The 23,205-nt window shown below is 65.8% G+C and carries 19 protein-coding genes and 2 tRNA genes; 7 read left to right on the plus strand and 14 right to left on the minus strand.

Translation table 11 applies throughout. From position 1 onward, the window contains the following. Nucleotides 1-7: 7 nt before the first annotated feature. Nucleotides 8-385 (plus strand): DUF427 domain-containing protein, encoded by a 378-nt coding sequence (locus L2Y96_RS09510; protein ID WP_247336088.1) that lies wholly within the window; start codon nt 8-10, stop codon nt 383-385. 20 nt (nt 386-405) lie between these two features. Continuing rightward, complete coding sequence (egtB, locus tag L2Y96_RS23000; RefSeq protein WP_343218445.1) at nt 406-2,583, plus strand: ergothioneine biosynthesis protein EgtB; 2,178 nt, start codon at nt 406-408, stop codon at nt 2,581-2,583. 58 nt (nt 2,584-2,641) lie between these two features. Here the strand turns inward: egtB and pgaD (L2Y96_RS09525) are convergent, their stop codons facing one another. The 7 genes from pgaD (L2Y96_RS09525) to L2Y96_RS09555 all read right to left on the minus strand — a co-directional run bounded on the left by pgaD (L2Y96_RS09525) (nt 2,642) and on the right by L2Y96_RS09555 (nt 10,990). Further along, nucleotides 2,642-3,085, minus strand: coding sequence for a poly-beta-1,6-N-acetyl-D-glucosamine biosynthesis protein PgaD (pgaD, locus tag L2Y96_RS09525; RefSeq protein ID WP_247336091.1), 444 nt, complete (start codon nt 3,083-3,085; stop codon nt 2,642-2,644). Then, complete coding sequence (pgaC, locus tag L2Y96_RS09530; protein ID WP_247336094.1) at nt 3,082-4,332, minus strand: poly-beta-1,6-N-acetyl-D-glucosamine synthase; 1,251 nt, start codon at nt 4,330-4,332, stop codon at nt 3,082-3,084. The genes pgaD (L2Y96_RS09525) and pgaC (L2Y96_RS09530) overlap by 4 nt, the downstream gene beginning before the upstream one ends. Then, entirely contained in the window at nt 4,329-6,218 is a 1,890-nt protein-coding gene (pgaB, locus tag L2Y96_RS09535; RefSeq protein WP_247336097.1) for a poly-beta-1,6-N-acetyl-D-glucosamine N-deacetylase PgaB, read from the minus strand. The genes pgaC (L2Y96_RS09530) and pgaB overlap by 4 nt, the downstream gene beginning before the upstream one ends. Before the next feature lie 5 nt (nt 6,219-6,223). After that, nucleotides 6,224-8,254, minus strand: coding sequence for a poly-beta-1,6 N-acetyl-D-glucosamine export porin PgaA (gene pgaA, locus L2Y96_RS09540; protein WP_247336099.1), 2,031 nt, complete (start codon nt 8,252-8,254; stop codon nt 6,224-6,226). Between the two features lie 180 nt (nt 8,255-8,434). Further along, nucleotides 8,435-8,932 (minus strand): poly-beta-1,6-N-acetyl-D-glucosamine biosynthesis protein PgaD, encoded by a 498-nt coding sequence (gene pgaD, locus L2Y96_RS09545; RefSeq protein ID WP_247336100.1) that lies wholly within the window; start codon nt 8,930-8,932, stop codon nt 8,435-8,437. Then, nucleotides 8,929-10,164, minus strand: a complete 1,236-nt coding sequence (pgaC, locus tag L2Y96_RS09550; RefSeq protein WP_247336103.1) for a poly-beta-1,6-N-acetyl-D-glucosamine synthase — start codon at nt 10,162-10,164, stop codon at nt 8,929-8,931. The genes pgaD (L2Y96_RS09545) and pgaC (L2Y96_RS09550) overlap by 4 nt, the downstream gene beginning before the upstream one ends. Nucleotides 10,165-10,351: 187 nt before the next feature. Next, nucleotides 10,352-10,990 (minus strand): MarC family protein, encoded by a 639-nt coding sequence (locus L2Y96_RS09555; RefSeq protein WP_247336105.1) that lies wholly within the window; start codon nt 10,988-10,990, stop codon nt 10,352-10,354. A gap of 162 nt (nt 10,991-11,152) precedes the next feature. On the opposite strand from L2Y96_RS09555, the gene L2Y96_RS09560 reads away from it, so the two are divergent. Next, nucleotides 11,153-14,959, plus strand: a complete 3,807-nt coding sequence (locus tag L2Y96_RS09560; RefSeq protein ID WP_247336107.1) for a M48 family metallopeptidase — start codon at nt 11,153-11,155, stop codon at nt 14,957-14,959. 61 nt (nt 14,960-15,020) lie between these two features. Here L2Y96_RS09560 and L2Y96_RS09565 read toward each other — a convergent pair. Together L2Y96_RS09565 and rnd are read right to left on the minus strand one after the other, a co-directional pair. Beyond that, nucleotides 15,021-15,096 (minus strand) — tRNA-Ala (locus L2Y96_RS09565). Nucleotides 15,097-15,149: 53 nt separating this feature from the next. After that, nucleotides 15,150-16,271, minus strand: a complete 1,122-nt coding sequence (gene rnd, locus L2Y96_RS09570) for a ribonuclease D (protein WP_247336110.1) — start codon at nt 16,269-16,271, stop codon at nt 15,150-15,152. Nucleotides 16,272-16,377: 106 nt separating this feature from the next. On the opposite strand from rnd, the gene L2Y96_RS09575 reads away from it, so the two are divergent. Together L2Y96_RS09575 and L2Y96_RS09580 are read left to right on the plus strand one after the other, a co-directional pair. Next, complete coding sequence (locus L2Y96_RS09575) at nt 16,378-18,333, plus strand: formylglycine-generating enzyme family protein (RefSeq protein WP_247336112.1); 1,956 nt, start codon at nt 16,378-16,380, stop codon at nt 18,331-18,333. Between the two features lie 105 nt (nt 18,334-18,438). Next, the gene (locus L2Y96_RS09580) at nt 18,439-18,783 is read left to right on the plus strand and encodes a hypothetical protein (protein WP_247336115.1); all 345 of its coding nucleotides are present in this window, start codon (nt 18,439-18,441) and stop codon (nt 18,781-18,783) included. Between the two features lie 2 nt (nt 18,784-18,785). On the opposite strand, the gene L2Y96_RS09585 is transcribed toward L2Y96_RS09580, so the two are convergent. Continuing rightward, nucleotides 18,786-19,124, minus strand: a complete 339-nt coding sequence (locus L2Y96_RS09585; RefSeq protein ID WP_247336118.1) for a type II toxin-antitoxin system HicB family antitoxin — start codon at nt 19,122-19,124, stop codon at nt 18,786-18,788. Continuing rightward, a complete protein-coding gene (locus L2Y96_RS09590; RefSeq protein WP_247336120.1) occupies nt 19,121-19,480 on the minus strand; it encodes a type II toxin-antitoxin system HicA family toxin in 360 nt (119 codons plus the stop codon). Before L2Y96_RS09590 ends, L2Y96_RS09585 begins: the two co-directional genes overlap by 4 nt. Before the next feature lie 49 nt (nt 19,481-19,529). Between L2Y96_RS09590 and L2Y96_RS09595 the strand changes: the two genes are divergently transcribed. Next, entirely contained in the window at nt 19,530-20,120 is a 591-nt protein-coding gene (locus tag L2Y96_RS09595; protein ID WP_247336123.1) for a TetR/AcrR family transcriptional regulator, read from the plus strand. Nucleotides 20,121-20,229: 109 nt separating this feature from the next. Continuing rightward, the gene (locus tag L2Y96_RS09600; RefSeq protein WP_247336126.1) at nt 20,230-20,970 is read left to right on the plus strand and encodes an SDR family oxidoreductase; all 741 of its coding nucleotides are present in this window, start codon (nt 20,230-20,232) and stop codon (nt 20,968-20,970) included. A 15-nt stretch (nt 20,971-20,985) separates the two neighbouring features. Here L2Y96_RS09600 and L2Y96_RS09605 read toward each other — a convergent pair whose 3' ends face one another. The 3 genes from L2Y96_RS09605 to L2Y96_RS09615 all read right to left on the minus strand — a co-directional run bounded on the left by L2Y96_RS09605 (nt 20,986) and on the right by L2Y96_RS09615 (nt 23,142). Then, entirely contained in the window at nt 20,986-22,269 is a 1,284-nt protein-coding gene (locus L2Y96_RS09605; RefSeq protein ID WP_247336129.1) for a methyl-accepting chemotaxis protein, read from the minus strand. A 183-nt stretch (nt 22,270-22,452) separates the two neighbouring features. Then, nucleotides 22,453-22,539 (minus strand) — tRNA-Leu (locus L2Y96_RS09610). Nucleotides 22,540-22,563: 24 nt separating this feature from the next. After that, nucleotides 22,564-23,142 (minus strand): cysteine dioxygenase family protein, encoded by a 579-nt coding sequence (locus L2Y96_RS09615; protein ID WP_247336132.1) that lies wholly within the window; start codon nt 23,140-23,142, stop codon nt 22,564-22,566. Between the last annotated feature and the right edge of the window lie 63 nt (nt 23,143-23,205).

Genomic DNA, 23,205 nt, shown 5'->3' on the forward strand with positions numbered 1-23,205 from the left:
GAGTGACATGTCCTCCCGTCCCGTCAGGATCCCCGGCCCCGACCACCCGATCACCATCACGCCGGCCCAGGGCCGGGTGGTGGTGCGTTTTGGCGACCAGGTGATCGCCGATACACGCCATGCGCTGAGCCTGAAAGAGGCCAGCTACCCCGCGGTGCTCTACATCCCGCGTGGGGACGCCAGCATGGCCAGCCTCCGCCGCAGCGAGCACACCACCTGGTGTCCGTACAAGGGCGAGGCCTCGTATTACAGCCTGCCTGGCAACAGCGAAGCCGCGATCAATGCGATCTGGACGTATGAGACGCCCAGCGAGCACGTCGCCTCCATCGAGGGCCACCTGGCCTTCTACCCCGACCGCGTGACGATCGAGCACACGCCCGACTAAGCCACCGGAGTTCATTGCCCATGCAAGCCATTTTTGAATCCCTGGCCGCGGATAACGCCGCGGCCATCGCGACCTGTACGAGCGCGCCGGCGCAGACCCTCGCCGAGCGCTATGACGCGGTCCGCGCGCGCACCGACGCCCTCGTGGCCGCGCTTGAGCCCGAAGACATGCAGGTGCAGTCCATGCCGGATGCCAGCCCGGCCAAATGGCACCTCGCGCATACCACGTGGTTCTTCGAAACCTTCCTGCTGGGGCCGAACGTGCCCGGCTACAGCGTGTTCGATCCGGTCTACGGCTACCTGTTCAACTCGTACTACGAGGCCGTGGGGCCCCGGCATCCGCGCCCCACGCGTGGTCTCGTGACGCGTCCGGGCATCGAGGGCGTGCGCGCCTACCGCCGCCACGTGGATACGCATATGCGCCGCCTGATCGCTTCGGGGCTCGATGCCGAGCACGAGGCGCTGCTGCAGCTTGGGTTCGCCCACGAGGAGCAACATCAGGAACTGCTGGTGATGGATGTGCAGCACCTGTTCGCGCAATCGCCGCTCAAGCCTGCCTTCGATCCGGCGTGGCCTGCGGCCGAGGCCGGTCCCGCAGGCCGCTACCGGCATGTCGCGGGTGGCCCGGTGCGTATCGGCGCGACCGATGAGCCCTTCGCGTTCGATAACGAGGGCCCACGGCACACGGCATGGCTCGAGCCGTTCCAGCTTGCTGACCGGCTGGTCACCAATGGCCAGTGGCTGGCGTTCATGGCCCTGGGCGGTTACCGCCGTGCCGAGCTGTGGCTCTCCGACGGTTGGGCACAGTGCCAGGCCGAGGGCTGGGAGGCACCGCTGTACTGGCAGCGCGACGACGATACGTGGTTTCACATGACGCCCGGTGGCTGGAAGCCGGTGGATCCCGATGCCGCCGTGGTGCACGTGAGCTACTACGAAGCGGACGCCTACGCCCGCTGGGCCGGCGCTCGCTTGCCCACCGAGGCCGAGTGGGAACATGCGGTACGCACGCGGCATGACCTCGAGCAGGTGTACGACACCGCGTGGCAGTGGACCGCCAGCGCCTACACGGCGTACCCGGGCTTCAAGGCGAGCGACGATGCGGTGGGCGAGTACAACGGTAAATTCATGAGCGGGCAGATGGTGCTGCGCGGCGGTGCGTCGGTGACCCCGCCGGGGCATTCGCGTCCGTCATACCGTAATTTCTACCGCCCTGGGCAGCGCTGGATGTTTGCTGGCCTGCGCCTGGCGCGCGATCTCGCGCTGGACGACGATGACGAGCGCCAGGCCTTCCTGCGCGATACGCTCGCTGGCCTGGGCGCGCCGCGCAAAACGTTCTCACCGAAGTACTTCTACGACGGCGCTGGCTCTGCGCTGTTCGAGGCGATCTGCGAGACGCAGGAGTATTACCCGACGCGTACGGAGACCGCGCTGCTTACTTCGATTGCGCCGGCACTCGCCGGGGCGATCCCGGAAGGCGCCGTCCTGCTTGAGCTGGGCAGTGGTGCAAGCGAAAAGACGCGCCTGCTGCTGGATGCGGCGCCGGGCCTGTCTGCCTATGTGCCCGTTGATATCAGCCCCGATGCCTTGCAAGGCGCGGCAGAGCGGTTGCGCGCGGCGTATCCGTCGCTCTCGATCGTGCCGGTGGTAGCGGATTTCACGCGCGGCATCGAGGTACCGGTTGCACTGGCGGATAAGCCGGTCGTCGCCTTCTTCCCTGGTTCGACGATCGGCAACTTCGAGGCCGACGAAGCCGTGGCCTTGCTGCGTGCGGTACGTCGCCGGCTGGGCCCGGGCTCGCGTTTCATCGTGGGAGCCGACCAGGTCAAGCCGGTCGATACCTTGCTGGCGGCCTATGACGATGCCGAGGGCATCACGGCGGCGTTCAACCGGAATGTCCTGGTGCGTATCAACCGCGAGCTAGGCGGCGATTTCGACGTGGGCGCCTTCGAGCACCGCGCGATCTGGAATGCGGAGAAATCACGCATCGAGATGCACCTGGAGAGCCGCGTGGCGCAGACGGTGACGGTGTCGGGCCAGCGTTTCACCTTTGAAGCCGGTGAAACGATCCACACCGAGAACTCGCACAAGTTCACGCCCGAGTCGTTCGCCGCGCTGGCGGCGCGGGCGGGGTGGTCGGTTGAACAGCAGTGGATCTCGGAAGCCCCCGCCTTCGGCGTATTCCTGCTCGCCGCGGTCTGACCCGGTTCGCGGTGCGACGGTATCTCGTCGCACCGCGCTGTCATGTAACTGTGGTGGCTCAGCGAGCGTCTTTCAGGCTCATGAAACCATCGTCGGCCACGCTGACGACGGCGCGGCGGCTACCCTGCAAGCGGATCGCTTCCTCGGTATGCGCGCCAATCTTCGCCGCCGTTTCGGCGACGCCGACTGGATTGTTGCCCCGGCGCTTCTGCTTGCCGACGAAGCGGGCGTAGTTATAGCCCGACCACGAGCTGAAGATCGCTGCCGTGGCGATGGCGACGATCAGCACGATGTGGATATCGCCGCCGTCGGTGATCGGGTCCATGAGATGCAGATGGGTGAGCGCATCACGGATGCCGTACGCCCATGCGCCAAGCGTGACCAGGGGCAGCCAGAGGCAGGCCCACAGTACCCACAGCGTGACGGTAACCACACCGAAAACGGCCTTTTGCGCGTGGCTCTGCCGCTCCGGGCGCTGGATAACAATGGCTTCGGCTTTCATCGCAGTCCCCGATCCGGGCTGACCCACACCGCGCGCGTGCCCTTGCGCTTCATGATCGCCTTGGGCAGCGCCACGATGGACGTGGCGGTATTCAGGACCCAGTACACCAGCGGGTACCAGATCATCCAGTAATAGTTACGGCCGATGCGCGTCTCGTAGCGCCGATCGACCAGCAGGCTGATCCCGAACTGCAGCAGGCAGATGATGCCGAGCACCACGCCATGCCACTGCGGCAGCAAGGTGTCGATGTACAGCGAGCGCGGCAGTTCGATGAAATGGCCCAACGCCCACAGTGTGACGATGGTGCCCATCGTGTACGACCAGAGCAGGCTGGTGAAGTACTCGAAAGCCACCGGCCACATGCGACGCTGGCGCCACTTGAACAGCTTCTTCGTGTAGCGCAGCAAGACCTCCGAGCCGCCCTGGGCCCAGCGCAGGCGCTGCTTCCACAGGCCACGCAGGGTTTCCGGCATCAGGATCCAGCAAAGGGCGTTCGGCTCGTAGCGGATTTCCCAATGACGCATCTGCAGGCGCCAGCTCACGTCGATGTCTTCCGTGACCATGTCGGTGCTCCAGTAGCCGACATCGTGCAGGGCACTCTTGCGGAAGCAGGCGATGACGCCCGACACGGTGAAGATGCGCCCGTACACGCGTTGCGCGCGCTTGATCAGGCCGATGATCGACGAGAACTCGCCGACCTGCAGCTTGCCCAGCAGGGTGGAGCGGTTGCGGATGCGCGGATTGCCGGTGACCGCGGCCACGCGCGGGCTATCCAGCATGTGCGAGACCATCCAGTGCGTGGCGTAGTCATCGAGCAGCGCATCGCCATCCACGCACACCAGGAAATCGGCGTTCGAGGCGAGCGCGGCGGCACGCAAGCCCATGGCCTTGCCCTGGTTCGAAGCCATATGGATGACGCGCAGCTTCGGATACTGGTCGAGCAACTGGTCGAGCTGGGCGCCGGTATCGTCGGTCGAGCCATCGTTGATGGCGATGATCTCGAAGTTCGGCCACTGCTGCGAGGCGAGATGGGCGATCGTCTCGCGCACCTGCTCGCCCTCGTTATGGCAGGGCACGATCAGCGTCACCATCGGATATTCGGCGAGCTCCGGCGGCTTGATCCGCAAGGGCTCGTTCCGCTCCCAGCGGAAGTAATAGATGATGCCGCCGCTCATCCACACCAGCGACATCGCCAGCGGGTAGTAGAACGCGAACTCCAACAGGAAGTGCAGGACCCCGTTGTTCATCGGGCGGGCTCCGGATAGGGGTAGTCGGACGCTGAGATGTACGGCCGGATCGCTTCCAGGTCGGGATGGTTGTGCAGGAAATCGTCGGGGTAGTAGCCGAGGTGCCGCCCGCCCGCCGCCTGCACCGCACGGATGCGGTCGTTGATATCGCGGACATCGATCCGCTTCTTCGTGCGCCAGTTGAAGGTGGCGAACTCGAACAGCGTGCGGTCGGTAGCGCCTGGTTCGGCCAACACCTTCGCCACCAGGTTCCGGTACCAGCCGATGCGGTCCGTCTGCTGGTCGAGCTGCGGCATGGCCATGATCGCGGTCATGTCATAGGCCTTGATGAAGGCGGGCAGGCTCTGTGCCGTCCATGCTTCGGCGTTCGGCTGCAGGACCGGGCGGGCATAGATGTTGCGCGCGGTCTGCAGCTGCGGGCGCCACTTCTTCATGCGCGCGGCGAGGTACTGGGTGAAATCGATCAGCGCCTGCGTGTTCTGCGCGGGGCTGTTCTTCGCCCACGGGCCGAGCCGGTCGGTATCGCGCATAAAGGCATCGTCGGAGAAGAGCACGCCGGCCTCGCTGCTGTGCATCGCGAGGTCTTCGTACACATCACCGATCATCTGGCGCACCTTCGGATCGTACGGTGCGAGACGGAACGGGTCGCCACCGGCGGCGGGCTCGCCGGCTAGTGACGGCAGGTCCTTGCCGGCGGGGAAGCGGAACGCCAGCACCGGCATCCATGCGTAGACGCGGACACCGGCGCGGGTGCGTAGCTGCCACGACACGCGCGAGAACAGGTCGGAGCGCACCGGCAGGTGGCGATTGGGGAAGTACACGGCATTGGCCACGCCGTCGCCATCCGGGTCGGCGTACGCCTGCAACCAGACCTGGCTGGGATGCATGCGCTTGATCCGGTCAAGCAGCTTCGAGAGGTTGCGATCCTGCTGGGCCGGGTCGGCGTCGTAGACGTAATCGAGATCGACCTGCACGGCGCGCGTGGGGTCGACACGCGCCTGGTGGCGCATGAGCCAGCCCAGGCGGTTCGCCGTGACGTTGTCGCTCACCAGCAGGCGCGGGATCGTACCGCCCGAGCCCAGCGATGGCACGGCATCGCCCAGGCTGAAGGAGATATCCATGCCGAGACTGGCGGCCACATCCTGGCCGACGTGGGTGAACGAACCGTACGGCCAGGCGATGGCGCGCGGGCGCACGCCGGTGTGCGCTGCGATTTCATCGGCGCTCTTGGCCAGGTCGGCCCGCACGCGCGCGGCGTACTCGGCTTCGGTTTCGTAACGGTTTGTCGCGTTGTCGTACTGGAGGTAAGCGGCCGCGGGCATCTGGTTGCCCTGCGGGTTGCCGTTGGTGCCCTGGTGCAGGCCCCACGAGTGCGAGGCGATTTCCACCAGGCCCGACTTCTGCATTTCCGCGACCTGGTCCCAGGTGAGGAAGCAGGAGCGGTCGCAGTCGCTGCCGTTGTACGGCATGCGTTTGCCTTCGGGCATGTCGATCCACGAGCCGACCACCGCCTGGAGGGCAGGGTAGTTATAGGCACGCAGCAGCGGATAGACGCGCGTGTAGAAGCTCTCGAGGCTGTCATCGAAGGTGAGCAGCACCGCGTCGGGCGGCAGCGGCTTCCCGCTCTTCGCGGCATCGCGCACCTGGTCGAAGGAGACCAGGTGGTAACCGTTCGCCTTCAGCCATTCGAAATGCGCCACCAGGTGGTCGGTGCTGGTCGCGTCCGGATCCTTGTCAGCCAGCTGGCCAACATCGTCGCGGACATCGTGGTACGCCAGCACGATGAGGTTGGGGTGCACCGGGGTGATCGCCTGCGCGAACACGGCGGTGGCCGGCGCAAGCAGCGCCAGCCCGGCGAGGGCTAGCTTGGACAACAGCGGACGCATGGACTTCATTCTCCCCAATGGAGCGTCAGGTCGAGGACGACGCGGTGTTCGCGGCGGCCATCGTAAGGTTGGTTGTGCCAGCCGATGGCCCAGCCGAAGCGGAGCCCCTCGCGGGCCTGGATCGTCTGGCCGTAGCGCACCGTGGCCATCCAGTCGGTGGCGTAGCCCTTCTCGGCGTACTGGCCCACGGCCACGTCGATGCGCTCGGTGACGGCGCGCTCGTAGTACTGGCCCAGCACGTTTTCCAGCCGACCGGTCAGGGCATAGCTGTTGTCGCGGCGCGGGTTGAAGTACGGGCGGTCGGTATCGGTATTCATCGAGCCACCCAGTTCCACGCCGCCATCGATCGTGAGGTTGGGCTGGGTGTGCAGGCGCTGGATCACGGAGCCGAGCCAGCCCGTGCGCGTGTTGCCATCGCTGAACTTGTCGCGGGACACGCCGAGGCGGGCCTCGGTGAGTTCACTGGCGCGCCAGGTCACCGTGGTATCCAGGGTCTTTGCCGAGATGCCGTAGTACTGCGCGCGCAGCGGGGTGTCTTCGCCGGCGGTGCTGTAATCCGCGGCGATCGCCCAGTGGTCGGTAAGCGCCCAGTCGAAGCCGGTTTCCAGCGCGGTCTTGCCGACGTAGCGATCCATCGAGGGCAGGGCCTGCACGTAGGCGGTGAAGCCCTCCAGATAACCGCGGATGCCCACGCCGGCGCGCGTACGGCGCACGTCGCCTTCCGGCAGGTCGGCCGTGGAATAGCGCCCCAGCGCGAGGACGCGCCAGTGGTCGGCGATCAGCGGGCTGGCGATGGTGGCCTGGGTGGTGCCGTCGCGGTCGCCGTAGTCGGGGCTCGAGCCCTTGCCCTGTTCGGTGCTCAGGTCGAACTGCCAGCCTTTCTCGCGATCCCAGGAGCGCTCGGCGCGGTCGACGCGGCCGTTACGGTCGGCGATGGCCTCGGCCTGGGCGAGGGTCTCGTCGACCTGTTCGTAGTCGTAGAGCGCCCGGTAGGCCTCGGCTTCGCCGACGAGGGCATCCACATCGCGGGCGTCGAGCGTGCTGGCGATGTGGAATTCATCGAGGGCACGGCGCGGCCAGCCACGGGCCAGCTCGGTGTTGCCCAGCTCACGGCGGATCTGGGAATTCGCCGGCGCTTCGCGGGTCATCGCCGAGAGCTGGTCGTAGGCCGAGCGCGGCATGCCGACGGAGTTACGCAGCACGGCCGCATTGAGGTCGGCGTCGAGCTTGCGCGGGTTCTGGATCGGCAGGCGGATGCCCGGCACGCGCACCCACGGCTGTTCCTTCGCAGCCAGTTCGTCGATGGTCGCAAACGCCTTCGTGGTCTGGCCCGATTCCTGGTACGCGTACATGAGGCCGATGCGCGGCTCGCTGTCCGTGGCTACGTAGGGGCCAGGGTCTTTGCGGATGCTGTCTTCGTAAACCTCGGCGGACTCCGCGGGCCGGCGGCGGATCAGCAGTGCGTCGGCTACGCCGCGTTCGGCATAGGCGGGCACGTCCACGCCGTCCTTCTTCAAGGCTTCGTAACGCTGGATGGCTTCATCGGGCTTGCCGGCCTGGTCGAGCGCGACGAGCAGGTCGAAGGTCGCCCGGCGGCGCAGGTCGGCCGGCAACGTGGGGTCGTCGGCGATCCGGCGTGCGTCGGTCACCGACTGGTCGGCTTCGGCGTAGGGCATGGCCGGGTTGGCCGGTTCGCCGTTGGCCCAGCGGATCTCATGGGCGGCGTGGTCGGCGTCGAGCCGGGCCAGGTCTGCCTTCGACGGGGTTGGCTGGAGGGCCGGCGCCAGTTCCCTGGCGCGGGTAGTCGCGCCGAGTTCGGACAACAAGGTGACATTCATCTCGCGCGCTTCGCGATCATCCGGCCACTGGTCGAGCAGGGCCTGAAGGTGCCGCAGCGCGTCCACCCGGTGCCCCTGGGCACGCTCATCCCGGACCTGGGCCATGAGGGCATCGCGTTGCGTGGCGGGGGCCGCCGCCATGGCGGCGTGGCCCTGCAAAACCAGCGCCAGTGCCAGGCACAGCCTTCCCCGTGGCACGCGCGCGCTGCGCGGAGGTGTCGTATTTGAGATTCGCATACTGCCTTGTGACCTTATTTTCGCCGCTGGGATGTCCATTTCCGGCAGCGTTTCATTTTTTGTGAGAGCGCCATCCGCTTGACGCGTGACACGCTGGCGGGATTATGAATGCAAAGGCGGTGCCAAAGTGCGTGCCTGAGCTCAACCGTGGCTCTGCCGTTTCTCGGGGAAATCCACCACGTTGCCAGGTGCGGCGTCCGCCTCCGGCACGCTGATGTGGTCGTCCTCATTGACATCGATCACGGCGCGGCGGCTTTCCTGTACGAGGATGGCTTCGTGCACGGTGGTGCCCAGCAACTCGGCCGCGGCGGGAATCGGCACGGGGCTCGCCTTGCTCCGGCGCTGCCGCGTCTTCCTGCGCTGGCGGCTGTCGTACAGCGACCATGCGGCGAACACCAGCAGGCTAAGCGGTGCCAGCCACATGATGTCGGTCAGTTCGCGGGCGCTGCCGAGCACCTCGTTCGGGATCCAGCGCTCCCACGAAGGCGGCAGGCCCAGCCGGTTCGCTGCCGCGTGTAGCGCGGGTAGCCACAGGAACCCCCATAGCAGCCATGCCACGATGGTGAGCAACGCGTAGGCGATGCGCCGCGGCAGCGATTGCTTCTCCGGGCGATCGATCATGATGGTATCGGCTTTCATTGGATTCCCCGGTCAGGGCTGACCCACGTGGCCCGGCCGCCGTGGCGGCGGAAGAAGGCGCGGGGCAGGCCGACGATGGACGTGGCGGTGTTGAGCATCCAGTACGCCAGCGGGTACCAGATCATCCAGTAGTAATGGCGGCCGATCCGGGCTTCGTAGCGTCGGTCGACCATCAGGCTGAGCATGAACTGGGCAAGGCAGGTGACACCGAGTACCACGCCATGCCACTGCGGGATCAACGAGGCGACGTGGAACGGCGCGGGAACGGGCACGACCTTGCCCATCGCCCACAGCACGATGATGAAGCCCATGACGTACGACCAGCCGACACTGAGCAGGTATTCGATAGCCAGTGGCCACATGCGCCGCTGCCGCCAGCTCAGGAGCGCGGGCAGGTAACGGATGAGTACCTCGGAGCCGCCCTGGGCCCAGCGCAGGCGCTGCTTCCACAGGCCGCGCAGCGTTTCCGGCATCAGGATCCAGCAAAGCGCGTTCGGTTCGTACTGGACCTCCCAATGGCGCATCTGCAACCGCCAGCTCACGTCGATATCTTCCGTGACCATGTCGGTGTTCCAGTACCCGACATCGTGCAGTGCGCTCTTCCGGAACGCCGCGATGACGCCCGATACCGTGAAGATCCGGCCGTAAACACTTTGCGCCCGTTTGATCAGGCCGATGATCGACGAGAACTCGCCGACCTGCAGCTTGCCCAGCAGGGTGGAGCGGTTACGGATGCGTGGGTTGCCGGTAACGGCGCCCACGCGCACGTTGCGCTGAAGCCGGGCGACGATCCAGTGAGTGGCGTAGTCGTCGAGGATGGCATCGCCGTCTACGCACACCAGGTACTCACCGTGCGCCGCAAGTGCCGCCGCGCGAAGGGCCATCGCCTTGCCGTGGTTCGAGGCCATGTGCATCACGCGCAGGCGTGGGTACTCGCCCATCAGCTCATCGAGGATCGCCCCCGTCGCGTCGCTCGAGCCATCGTTGACCGCGATGATCTCGAACTCGGGCCAGCGCTGTGCCGCCAGGTGGGCGATCGTGTCGCGCACGGTATCGCCCTCGTTGAAGCACGGCACCACGAGGCTGACGAAGGGGTATTCCGCGAGCGGAGGTGGCGATTCGCGATCCGCCATGTGCCGTTCGGCCCGCAGGTAATAGATCAGCCCACCGCTCATCCAGAGCAGTGACATCACCCAGGGGTAGTAGAACGCGTACTGGAGGAGCGAATGCATCAACGATGCATCCGGCGTCATCCCATGTGCTCCATGCCGATGCTGCCAGTCGTCATGGTCGAGCCCTTTCTTCTTATGTGGATGGGTGTCATCCGCCTGCCCATCTGGGTGGCGAATTACGCGTATCCGGCATTTTTTGGGCGTTTATGTCGATTTTTTGTGGAGAAACGGCCGAATCCGTTCAGGTTCAGCCGAGGCTCGGAAAGGCGTTGCGCAAGCCCGAGATCATCATCTGCACGGCGATCGCGGCCAGGATCATGCCCATCAGGCGGCGGCCGATGCCGATAGCCTTGGCCGACACGTAGCGTGCGATGTACGGCGCGCCCATCAGCGACACCGCGAGGGCGATCAGGAAGGTGCCCAGGCCCAGCGCCATCGATGCTTCCGTGTGGGCGTTACGCGCGGTCTGGCCCAGCACGATCAGCGTGGCGATCGCGCCGGGGCCGAGCAACAGGGGTATGGCAAGCGGGTAGATCACCACATCCTCGGCGGCCGCCAGGGCTTCGGCCTCGGTGAGCGTCGGGTTGTGCTGGCTGCTAGGCGTGCCGTGCAGCATCGAGAGGGCGATCAGCAACACCATGATTCCGCCGGCAATGCGGAAATCGTTCACGCTGACGCCGAACACGGAGAGGATCGCGGCACCGGCCGCGGCGGAGACGACGCAGCCAATGGTGACGGCGATGAAGACGGCCCACGCCACCCGCAGGCGGTCCCGGTCCGAGATGCCGTCGGTGAGGGAAAGGAACACGGGCACGTTCGCGATCGGATTCATGATTGCGAACATCGCCGTGAACACCTTGATGGCGAACGGTATGTCCCAGGACATCGATGGCTCCCCCCTGGTGGTGCGGCTGTCACGACTGGATTGACGCCCCAATTCCTTGCGAAGCACACTACCGATGCCATCGGCACGGGGCAAGATGGCATCGGGATTGACGCGCGGCCCGCCGCAACGGCGGGGCTGCCCATGGAATCAGGGGTTTTGGGGATGGAAACGATTTATCCGGTTGGGCCTTCCGGGGTTCCCGCGGCGTTTGCGCGCCCGGGTGCGGCGTATCGGCGGCATGCATGGATCGCCGTGATAAGCCTCATGTTGTTCATCGCGCTGTACCTGGCGTTGACCGGCTGGTTCGCCTGGATAGGCATCAGCCAGCTCATGAAGGTCGTGAACGGTGGGTTCCTGGCTTTCCTGACCGGTATCGGCAGCCTGTTCCTGGCCGCTTTTCTCCTGAAGGGCCTGTTCTTTCGCAAGCGGCGCGCGGATAACGCCGGCATGGAGCTCACACGGGCCCAGGAGCCACGGTTGTTCGCCTTCCTCGATCGCCTTGCCGATGAGGCTGGCGCGCCACGTCCGCATCGGGTGTTCGTTTCCGGCCGGGTCAACGCGGGGGTGTTCTATGACCTCTCGTTGCTCAACCTGCTGTTCCCTTCGCGCAAGAACCTAGAGATCGGCCTGGCGTTGGTGAACATGCTCAACCTGGGTGAGTTCAAGGCCGTGCTGGCGCACGAATTTGGCCACTTTGCCCAGCGTTCCATGGCCGTGGGCCGCTGGGTTTACACCGCCCAACAGATCGCCAGCCACATCGTGGTGAAGCGCGATGCGCTCGACGGCTTCCTGCGCCGCCTGTCGCGCCTGGATATCCGCATCGCCTGGGTGGGCTGGTTGCTGGGCATCGTGGTGTGGGCCCTGCGCGCGCTTGTCGATGTCGTGTTCCGCCTGGTGGTCGTCGCGCAGCGCATGCTCTCGCGTGAGATGGAAATGCAGGCGGATCTCGTCGCGGTGTCGCTCACCGGTAGCGATGCGCTGATCCTTGCGCTGCATCGCCTCGAGGCGGCCGAGGATGCGTGGGAGCGCAGCCTCTCGTTCATGCGCAACGAGCTGGCAGCGAAGCACCCGCCGCGCGATCTGTTTGCCGTCCAGGAGGCCCTGATCGGGCGCCTCGCGCGGATTTACAATGACGTGGACTACGGCGCGCGCCCGCTGGTGCCCGCCAGCGATGGCGCGGCGTTCCGCGTGTTCAAGGGCGAGCTCGCCCAGCCGCCGCGCATGTGGTCCACGCACCCGATGAACCACGAGCGCGAGGCGAACGCCAAGCGTCATTACCTGTTCGCCCCCGCGGACGAGCGCAGTGCATGGCTGGCTTTCCACGATGCAGAGGGCCTGCGCGAGCGTATGACGCGCGAGCTGGTCGGCGAAACCGAAACCGCACCGGTGGCGCTTCAGGAGACGCTTGCGCACCTTGAGGCGTACTTCGACCGCGAGCACCTGAAGGCGCAGTACCGCGGTGTGTACCTCGGGTATGCGCCGATGCGAAACGCGGCCGAGGTTGAGCATCTGTTCGAAGAGACGGCGATCACTCGCCCACTGGTCGTCGATGAGCTGTACCCGGCAAGCCTCGCGGAGGATCTGGAGCGGTTGCGTTCACTCGAGCGCGAAGATGCCTTGCTGTGCTCGCTGCGCGATCGTGTTTACGAGGCACCCGACGGCATCATCCGGCACCGCGGCAGGATACTCCGGCGCAGCCAGCTGCCCGATGCGATCGCCCTGGTCGATACCGAGCGTGCAGCCGTGCGTGCCTCGCTCCAGGTCGCGTTGAAACGCGTGCGCAGCCTGCATCTCGCGGCAGCGGCGAAGATATCGCCAGCGTGGCGCACCTACATGGTCGGTGTGATTGGCGTCCTGCACTACGCGGAGCACGCCGAGGCGAACCTCAAGGACGCGAACGCAGGCCTTGCCGCGGCGTGGCAAGTCTCCACCGTGCGTGGGGTGATCGATGAGCGCGGTGCGCGACGGATCATCGCTGCGGCAGCGGACGTTTACCGGGCGCTATCCCAGCCTTACAGGCTGGCGCATCAGATCGACCCGGGCCCGGTCATTCTCACGGAACTTAACTGGCCGACCTGGGCCGCGGTGCTTGGGAACCTGGAGCTCAATGCGCCCAACCGCACCAACATCAATGAATGGCTGCGCCTCTTCGAGGGGTGGGTTCGCCGGACCACCAACGCCCTGAGTGCCTTGCGCTCGGCGGCGCTGGACGAATTGCTCCGGGTAGAAGGGGTGATCGCGGCCGCTACGCAAGGTGTGGCTCCGCCCGATGCACCCGCGTCGGTCCCCTTCGTTCCCGTCGGGTACGACACGTTGCTGGCGGGGGCCGAGCGTGGCCGGCGCCGGATCAAGCAGGGCCTTTGGGAGCGCTTTCTCTCGGGTAGCGGGTTCGTGCCGGGGCTCGCGCGCACGGTCGCCGCCGTGGCGGTCGTCGGTTTCGTCGTCGCGTTCGGCTACCTGGTGGATCGCGCCGACCTGTGGGTATACAACGGCCTGGATCGCACGGTCGTGGCCACCGTGGGCGACCAGCATGTAACGCTCGCGCCGAATGCTAACGCCTTGCTGCACGTCCGAACCGGGCACTCTCTCGCCGTCAGTACCCACGCCGAGGACGGCCAGGCCATCGAAAGCTTTACGATGCCGGTCGATAGCGCCGCCACGCAGCTGGTCTATACCGTGGCCGCCGCGGAGCCATTGAAGTCGTGGACCGCCGCCTATGGCAACGCGACGCCATCGCCGCCCCATCTCGTCGGGCCCGATCGCTGGCAAACGGCCTATGCGGATTTCGTGTTCGTGCCGCCGCCGGAAAAGATCGACACCAAGAGCGGCGGGGGCACGCGCTCGGTGCTCGGCCCGATCGAAGGGGTGGAGCCTGGTGCGTACCTCGAAGCGGTGAAGAACGTGGAAGCACGTACGGCCATGATCCTGGCCCACGTGCGTTTCGACGCCCCGGATTCACGCTTCCTGCCGGACTGGCTGGCAGCAGCGTCCGGCCTGCCGGGTTATGACGCGGCCTTCGCCGCACGCCTGGCTCAGTTCCCCCACGACATCATGGCGCTGCGGGTGGAGCAGAACGCCACGAAGGGCACGGCGCACGATGAGGCCTGTGCACGGGATCGTGCCCTGGCCGCGGCATCGCCCCATGCGGATGATCTCGCGTACCTGGTCGTGCGTTGCCTGCCGTCGGGCCAGGCGCGGGATCAGGCGTTTGTCGATGGTTTCCAGCAGCATCCCGGGTCGGCGTGGTTCGCGAATGCGGCTGCCGCGGTGGCTGCGGACCACGGCCATTACGACGAGGCGGTCAAGCGCTATGAGCTTGCGCTGAGCAAGAGTCCCGCGCTGGCGCGGGGTATCGCGGGCGATGTCTATCGGCTCGAGCGTTTCGTCGCGCCGGCGAAGGCGTGGAACGAGCGCACTCGCTTCATGAGCCTCTCGCCGTGGCTGCGTACGGTTATCGATCTCGAAGAGGGAACCGGTGACGTCGATGGACCTTACCGGGCGTTGACCTACCTCAACCAGGGGCGCCTCGATGCTGCCGTGGAAGCGGCCCAGGGCTCAGACATCGAAGCGCATGTCGTACGCCTCGCGGCGGCTTCGCGCGGCGCCTCGGCCGCGTTGCGCACGCGCGCGGCGAAGCTGCCGTTGAATGAGGGCATGAACGAGCAGACGGTGTGGGTCGCCCTGGCTGCAGGAGCGGATCCCCATGATCCGTCCGTGGCCGAGGTGCTGTCGCATATCGATGCGACATACGACAGCCCGGGCGCGGTCGTGAAGGTCGAACAGTTCCTGGCGGCCGTGCGTGGCGGGAAGGGAGCCTCCGCGGAGGCCTTGCTCGATGGGGTGCCGGTCGTGTTGCGCGCGGAAGCGCTCGCGGCGGGTAGTTCAATGCTCGGGGACCGCGCACCGGTCAGCTGGCGGAGCTTCGCCAAGGCGCTGCTCTTTGGTGGCCAGCGGCCCTGGATGGGCTGAGCAGCAGCGTCAGAAACAAAAAAGCCCCGGAACGCATCCGGGGCTTCTCTTTACTAAATAGTGGTGGAGCCAGGGAGGATCGAACTCCCGACCTCGTCATTGCGAACGACGCGCTCTCCCAGCTGAGCTATGGCCCCACATGAGGCATAAATGTTAGCAGGCCCGTATGGGACCGCCAAGCCCCCGGGAATTACCCCGGTAACAGCGCCGCCAGGCGGTCGTGCAGCACGGCTTTGCGCCAGCCTTCCAGGGCTTCGGGCCATTCGCCGCCGGTCATCACGTACTCCTCCATGGTCTTGCGCGAGCAGAGCAGGCCGGGAGGGATGTCGAGGTGGCTGGCCAGCGTATCGACGGCGCTGCGCATCTCGTTGATGGCACGTTTGGCCTCGCCGGCGGGGTGGCCGACGATGGCGGCCGTCGCTGCGACCTCGTCAGTGTCGATGGGGCGGTGCAGGAGCGCGAACAGCTCCTCGCGCTGCTGTGAGCGCAGGGCACGCGTGCCGCGCGTCACTTCCTCAAGCTTTGCAAGATCCTTGGGCAGGCTCCCGGCCAGATCGAGTGCGTGGGCGTCTTCGAGCAGCCATGAGCGCGGCTTGTCGAGGGCGCGCGCCGTCAGTTCACGCCAGCGAAGAATGCGGCGGAGCAGGGCCTGGCGCTCGCGCGGCCAGTCCGCGGCCGGCTTGAAACCACGCTGCGGCTGCGGGTCACCTTCACGCTGGCTGGCGCGGCGCTTCATCCGGGCGCAGTCCTCGGCATGCCATGCGCTGCGCCCGCGTTCTTCCAGGCGCTCGGTGAGGATGGCATGGACCGGATGTAGGTGAACCACGTCCAGCGTCGCGTACAGTTTTTGCGATTCAGTGAGCGGGCGCTGTAGCCAGTCGCTGCGCGTTTCGCCTTTGTCGAGCTCGGCGCCGACCAGGTCGGCGACCAGCGCGCGGTAGCTGATGCCCAGGCCCATGCCTACGAACGCCGCGGCGATCTGCGTATCGAACAAGGTGTGCGGGCCATCGGGCAGGAACGGCGCCATGGCCTCCAGGTCCTCACCGGCGCTGTGCATCACGGTAACGACGGGTTGTTCAGCGAACACGGGGCGCAGGGCTTCACCCAGCGGGACAGCCAGCGGATCGATGAGGGCGTAGCGGCCTTCGTGCGCAAGCTGCAGCAGTGCGAGCTGCGGATAGAAGGTGTTCCGCCGCATGAACTCGGTATCGAGACCGACGATATCGCCCGCCTTGACCGGCGCCAGCCAGGCGGCCAGGTCGTCGCGGCGTTCGATCCATGGGGCGGCGGGAGCGAGTTCGCTCGATGACATGGTGCGTCCTTGTAGATAAACGGGGCCGTGCATGCGTGTTGCCCTGCAGCGCACGATTCCCTAAGGTGGCACCGCACGATAGCAGGCCTACGCGGAACAGCCCACCATGCCGAACACCGAGACCGTCCGCCGACAGCGCGCCATTGGCGGCGCCATGGGCGTGGCTGTGCTTGGTTTCGCGCTGTTTTACCACTTCTTTCCGCAGTTGCTGCATGTGGAGCCGGGCCAGGTCTCGGCGCGCATGCCGTCACGCGCCCAGCCAGGCACCATGGGTTTCGACCAGCGTCCGCAGGCCGCGCCGCAGGCCGTTGCGTCCGAGGTCGATGCCGGGCCGCCGCTGGTGCTGGCGCCAGCCGCCGTCATCGCGGCGCGGCGCCGCGAGAAAACCAACGAAGTGCAGTTGCCACCGCAGGCCTCGCCGGATTCACCGGAACTTACCGCGTTGCTGGACAAGGCCGACAAGGCGCTTGCCGCCGATCGTCTCGTGGGTGGCAAGGACAGCGCCGCAGCCCTTTACGAGGCCGCCCTGAAGCAGAAGGCCGACAGCCAGCGCGGGTTGTCCGGCATGGATGAAATCCGTGCGCGGCTCGCTGCGGAAATCGAACAGGATATTGCGCTGGGCGATGCGGATGCCGCGCGTGACGCGCTCACGGCGTTGAAAGCATTGCCGAACAGCGCGAAGGATGCCCAGCCGCTGGTGCAGCAGCTGGCCGTACTGGACAAGGTGCGCCCGTTGCTGACCACGGCCGCCACGCAGCTCCAGGCTGGCAAGGCTAACGAACCGCGTGGCGATAGCGCACTCGATACCTATCGCCAGGTGCTCCAGCTCGATCCGCAGAATGCCGTAGCCATCCAGGGTGTGAGCCAGGTGCAGCACGTGGTGCTGGACAAGGCCCTCGCGGCGGTGGCGCAGAGCGATTTCGCCGCCGCGGATAACGCCCTGGCCGAGGCGGCGGCCATCGAGCCCGGCTCGCAGGCGCTGCAGGATACCCGTGGGCGCATCGAGGGCATGCGCCGGCAGAGCGGCGCCGCCATGCTGGCACAGGCGCGCTCGGCGCTCGATGGTGGCAACGTCGAGCTCGCCCAGCAGCTGGCAGCGAAGGCACAGCAGGTGAGTCCGGATCTGGCCGGCATCGACGATTTCAATGAGCGAGTGACCAACGCGAAGCTCTACGCCAGTTACAAGCCCGGGCAGGTGTTCGCCGATCGGTTTGTCGATAGCACCGGGCAGGCGCCCTCCATGGTGGTCGTGCCCACCGGCAAGTTCATGATGGGCTCGCCCGATGGTGAGTCGGGCCATGATGCCAATGAGGCGCCGGCGCATGAAGTCGACATGGGCAAGGGCGTTGCACTTGCGCGTAGCGCTATCACGATCGGCCAGTTCCGCGATTTCGTGCGGGCCAGCGGTTACGTGCCGCAGTCGCAATCGCTCGGTGGCAGCAGCGTGTACGACGAACAGAGCGGCGGCTTGCGCGACGATTCCAGCGCCACCTGGGAAGATGATTACGCGGGCAAGCCGGGTCAGGATCGCCTGCCGGTCATCAACATTTCCTGGAACGATGCCAAGGCGTATGCCGACTGGCTGTCGCAGCGCACTGGCAAGAAGTACCGCCTGCCGAGCGAGGCCGAGTTCGAATACGCGCTACGCGCAGGCACGACATCACGCTATTGGTGGGGCGACGGCACGCCCGCGTCACACGTGGAGAACCTGACCGGCAGCAACGACCGGTCGGGCTCCGGGCGCCGCTGGAGCAATGCGTTCAGCGCTTACAAGGATGGCTACTGGGGCCCGGCACCGGTCATGAGTTTCACGCCGAATCCGTTTGGCCTGTACGACATGGGCGGCAATGTGTCCGAGTGGGTCGCCGATTGCTGGCACGATAACTACATCCGTGCGCCGCGTACGGGCGAAGCCTGGGTGAACCCCGGCTGCAGCCGCCGCGTGGTGCGTGGTGGTTCGTGGGGTAGCGCGCCGGATATGGTTCGCTCCGCATACCGCCAGGGCGCTGCCGCCGATGTCCGTAGCGCCAGGGTGGGTTTCCGCGTGGCGCGCGAGCTCTAGCTGCCGCGAGGTCTTGCCGAATTGACAGCGTGGCTCGCTTGACGACGGCGGGGCGTCGTGCGGATGCTTGTCATGGTTGCATTGGGCTGACGGAGGTAACGCGCCGTGGCGACATCGATCATCGTGGGCTACCGCCCGTTCCCTGGCCGTACCGATCTCGTGATCTCCATCCTTCTGGAGATCTATGAAGCCATGCAGCGCGCGGGGCTCATCACCGCCCGGCGGCCGTGGATCATGCGCAGCGAAGAGGGCAACGTGGTCGCGGCCTTCGAGATGACGAACGAGTACTCGTTCGCTGCCTCCGAAAAAATCCGCGAGGTGGCCGCGCTCCGCGCCCGCCTGATGGGCGTAGCCGAGCGCCTGCCGCTGGGCAATCTGCGAGAGGCTTCCCAGCCCTACGCCGAGTTCGAAACGACCACGGAGTACCCGGCGCAAGCCGCCGCTCGCTGAGATCAGACAGCGAGCAATTCGCGCTCCATCGCACCCTGAACAAACTGGTTGAGGCTGATGCCGCGCGCGGCCGCGGCTTCGCTGGAGCGCAGGTGCAGTTCAGCCGATACGCGTGCCTGGAATTTGCCCGAGAAAACGCGGACGGGCGATATGCCGGCCTCGCGGCAGGCTTCAAGGAAGACACGAAGCGAAACAAGGCCCTCCTTGCGAAGGCCGGCGACATCCGCGGCGTAGAAATCGGCGCCGCCGTTCAATTCGAGGAACTCGCCGCGGAACATGTCGATTTCCGGATCGTACTGGACGACCGCGCGGTACCCGTCGATGACCATGATGTTGTTCATGCGATCACTCCATTGCTTTTGAGCCATTTTCGTACGCTGGCCACCGCGCCTTTGTCGGTATCGGGGCGAGGGTGGGGCCGGTGGAACACCCTGACCTCGCCGAAGAGAACGACGGCAATTCGCGAACCCTCCGCCTCGCGAATCTTTCCGCCGAGGTGGCGGAATAGCGCTTCGACATCGGTCCAGCGGACGTTGCCGGAGGCCGGGTGGACGGCGATGAGCTCGAGCGTGCGGCGATGGCGTGCTTGCATTGAATGGTACCAAAAGGTGATACCAAAGCAAGTTACGTGGATGCGTTTTCCCGGGGCATCGGTCGAGACCGCCTTCTCCTGTAGGCCTGCAGCTTCAGTTGCCACGTCTGTTCGCGTTCGGCATATACTGGATCTTTCAATCCATAATTACGCCATGGCACGTCCACGCGAGTTCGACCGGGATACGGCCCTGCAGCGGGCTATTGAGACTTTCGCCCAGCATGGCTTCGAGGGTACCTCGACGCCGATGTTGCTGGATGCTATGAAGATCGGGCGACAGAGCCTCTACGATACGTTTGGAGACAAGCGGGCGTTGTACCTGGAGGCATTGCGCACCTATTCCGAAGAGAGTGTTGGCGCAACGCTGGCGGCCATGCTCGCGCATGGGGACGTTCGCGAGGGCATTGAGCACGCGCTGCGCACGTTCGCTGAATCCGCGTCCACGCCGGGGGGGATGGCGTGCCTCGGCATTCATGCCGTCGCCGAATTCGGCACAAGTGCTGGCGACGTAAACGCAGTTACCCGCGCTGTAAGTGAGCGGACGATACTCGCGTTCGAAAGCAGGCTCCGCGACGGGATCGCGCGCGGAGAGATTGCATCGGGCCTTGATCCGCAAGCGGGTGCGCATTTCCTCCTGGCGACGCTCTCCGGGCTGAAGATCGCGGCCCGGGGCGGGGCGCCGCGTGACGTGCTTCGCCAGATCATTGCTGTGGCTATGTGTGCGCTAACACCTTCGCATAGTTGATTAATCAATCCATAACTAGCTAAGCTTCGTGTCGAACGTCAAGGCGGCCTGTTTGGTCGCCTTTTTTCGGGGCCGTTAATTGACCAATCAATCCAGAACTTGGTGAGCTATGAACCAGAACACGTTAAACGGCAGGATCGCGTTTGTAACCGGTGGATCCCGCGGCATCGGTGCAGCCATCGTGCGTCGGCTGGCCAGCGAGGGCGCCGAAGTCATATTCACGTATGCGAGCTCGGAGGCCGCGGCTGACGCCCTGGTCGCCGAAGTAACGACAAAGGGCGGTAGGGCTCGAGCCCTGAAGGTCGACAGTGCGGACGCTGCGGCGCTTACTGCCGCTATCGATGCCGCCGCGGCTGGCGCGGGCCGACTCGACATCCTTGTGAACAGTGCCGGCGTACTGGAGCGCGGTAGCGTGGAGACGTTGGGGATCGACGCTTTCGATCGCACCTTCGCTGTGAACGTTCGCGCGGTCTACGCCGGCGTACAGGCGGCGCAACGCCACATGGGCGAGGGGGCCAGCATCATCAACGTCGGTAGTATCGTCGCTGACCGCACGGCGTTCCCAGGCGGGGCCGTGTATAGCGCCTCAAAGGGTGCGGTTCAGGCGATGACCCGAGGTTTCGCGCGGGACCTCGGTGCGCGGGGAATCACGGTGAACAACGTGCAGCCCGGCCCGACCGAAACAGACATGAACCCATCGGATTATCACGACATGCTGAAATCGTTGATGGCATTGGGGCGCTTGGGCAAGCCCGATGAAATCGGGGCTTTGGTGGCCTGGCTGGCCGGCCCCGATGCGCGCTTCATCAGCGGAGCCAGCCTGACCATCGATGGCGGGTATCTGGCTTGATGGTACGGACCGCTCTTAGAGGCGGCCGTAGACGCTTTCGAGCTGGGTGACCGCGGCATTGACGCGCTCGATGCCGGTGGCTTGTACCTGGGCGCTTTCGCCGATGGCGCCGGTCACTTCGGTCACATGGTCGACGGCGCCGAGGATTTCCTGCATGACCTGGCCGGCGGAACCGACGAGTTCCGCGCCCTCGTCGACGCGGTGGCGGGCGTTACCGATCAGCGCGTGGATCTGCTTCGAGGCGTGGCCGCTGCGCATGGCCAGCTGGCGCACCTCATCGGCGACAACGGCGAAGCCCTTGCCGCTCTCGCCGGCGTGCGCGGCTTCGATCGCCGCGTTGAGCGAGAGCAGGTTGGTCTGGAACGCGATCGTGTCGATCATCTCGAGGATGTCCTCGACTGAGCGGGTGCTGTCCTGGATGGCGCCCATGGTGCGGACCACGTCGGCGACGACACCGCCTCCGCGTTGCGCGGCCACGCGTGCGCCATCGACGAGTTCCTCGGCACGGCCAGCCTTCTGCGCGTTATCGAGGACGGCGTGGGATAGCGAGACCACCTCGCGCTGGAGCGTCTGCGCGGCCATGGTTTGCGCGGTGATATCGGTCGCGTACTTGATCACGCGCACCGGCCGGCCCTGGGCATCGAGAATGGGGTTGTAGGTCGCCTGGATCCAGACGATGCGGCCGCCGCGGCCAAAGCGGCGGTAGAGGCCGCCGTCGTGGCGACCCTCGCGCAGGCCCGCCCAGAACGTCGCATAGGCGTCCGATGCGGCCTCGGTCGGATCGACGAACATGCGGTGGTGGCGGCCCTGGATTTCCTCGAGCGTGTAGTCCATCGCAGCGAGGAAGTTGGCGTTCGCGTCGAGGATCGTGCCGTCCAGCGCGAATTCGATGGTGGCCTGCGCGCGGTCGATCGCCTGCAGCCGGCCATCCATGTCGGCCTCGCTGCGGCGGCGGGCCGTGACGTCGGTGGCGTACTTCACCACGCCCGTGACGCGGCCGAAGGCGTCGAAGATCGGGTTGTACGAGGATTGCAGCCACACATCGCCGCCATGCTTGTGCAGGCGGCGGTAAAGGCCCGTGTCGGCCTGGCCCTGGCGCAGGCGTGCCCAGAACTCGTCGTAGCCCACGGAGCCTGCCTCAGCCGGATCCACGAACTGCCGATGGTGCTTGCCCACGATCTCGTGGAGCTGGTAGCCCATGGTCTGGAGGAAGAGGGAGTTCGCGTGGACGACGTTTCCGTCCGGGGTAAATTCAATAATCGCCTGGACCCTGTCCAGGGCGGCCAACTTGCCGCGCATCGCCTGCTGCTGCCTCACCCAACGACCTAACATCGGTCTGACCCTGCCATGGAATGTGATGTACATCACATATCGGCCGCCCCATGGACCGCTTTAGACAAAAAATGGTGGAAACGGCAAATTCACCATTGCTTCGGTGAAAAACATAAAAAAAAGGCCTCCCGATGGGAGGCCTTTGGATCCTGGTGCCGAAAGTGGGACTCGAACCCACACTGTATCTCTACAAACGGATTTTGAGTCCGCCGCGTCTACCGGTTCCGCCATTTCGGCATGGGGCTGGCGATTATGCGGGAATCAATGCACCTGGTCGAGGCCTAGCTGACGATCATCGCGCAAATACCAGTCATCGCCCTGCGGATTGAACACGGCGCACTGGGTCATCTGGCCCGAATAGATGTGCAGGCTGACCGCGACGGCATCGTCGCTGGGGTTGCGAATGGTGTGGTACTCGTGCGGCGGGATGAGGCTGCCTGCCGAGCCCGGGCCGGCTTCGATCGAGCCGACGGGGCGGAAGTGGTAGCGGGTGGCGTCGTGTTCGATCAGCTCGTACTGGACGATTTCCAGCGCGCCGTTCCACACGCCTTCGACGCACCACATGCCGCTGTGGTCGTGGATCTTGGTGCCCTGGCCGGGGCCCCAGGTCATGGCGACCACGCTGTAGCCGTGTTCTTCGCTGCGGTAGAGCTCGCGGCGGCCGTAATGGTCCTGGAAGGCCTCGTTGACGCTGGCCGGCAGGATCACTTCCTGCGAGCGGATGAGCTGGCAAAGCGACTTACGCAGGGTGTCCGTGATCGCTGGCGTCGTCGCCTGGCCGACAGCGTTGTCGATGGCCGCGATGAGTTTGCGGCTGCCCGGGAATTCGACCGTGATCATGGGTGGAACCTCTTGCTGGGACGTGGGGACGAAGCGCTGTGCCCATGATAGCAGGGCGCCCCC

It is taken from the genome of Luteibacter aegosomaticola, assembly GCF_023078475.1.
Lineage (GTDB): Bacteria > Pseudomonadota > Gammaproteobacteria > Xanthomonadales > Rhodanobacteraceae > Luteibacter > Luteibacter aegosomaticola.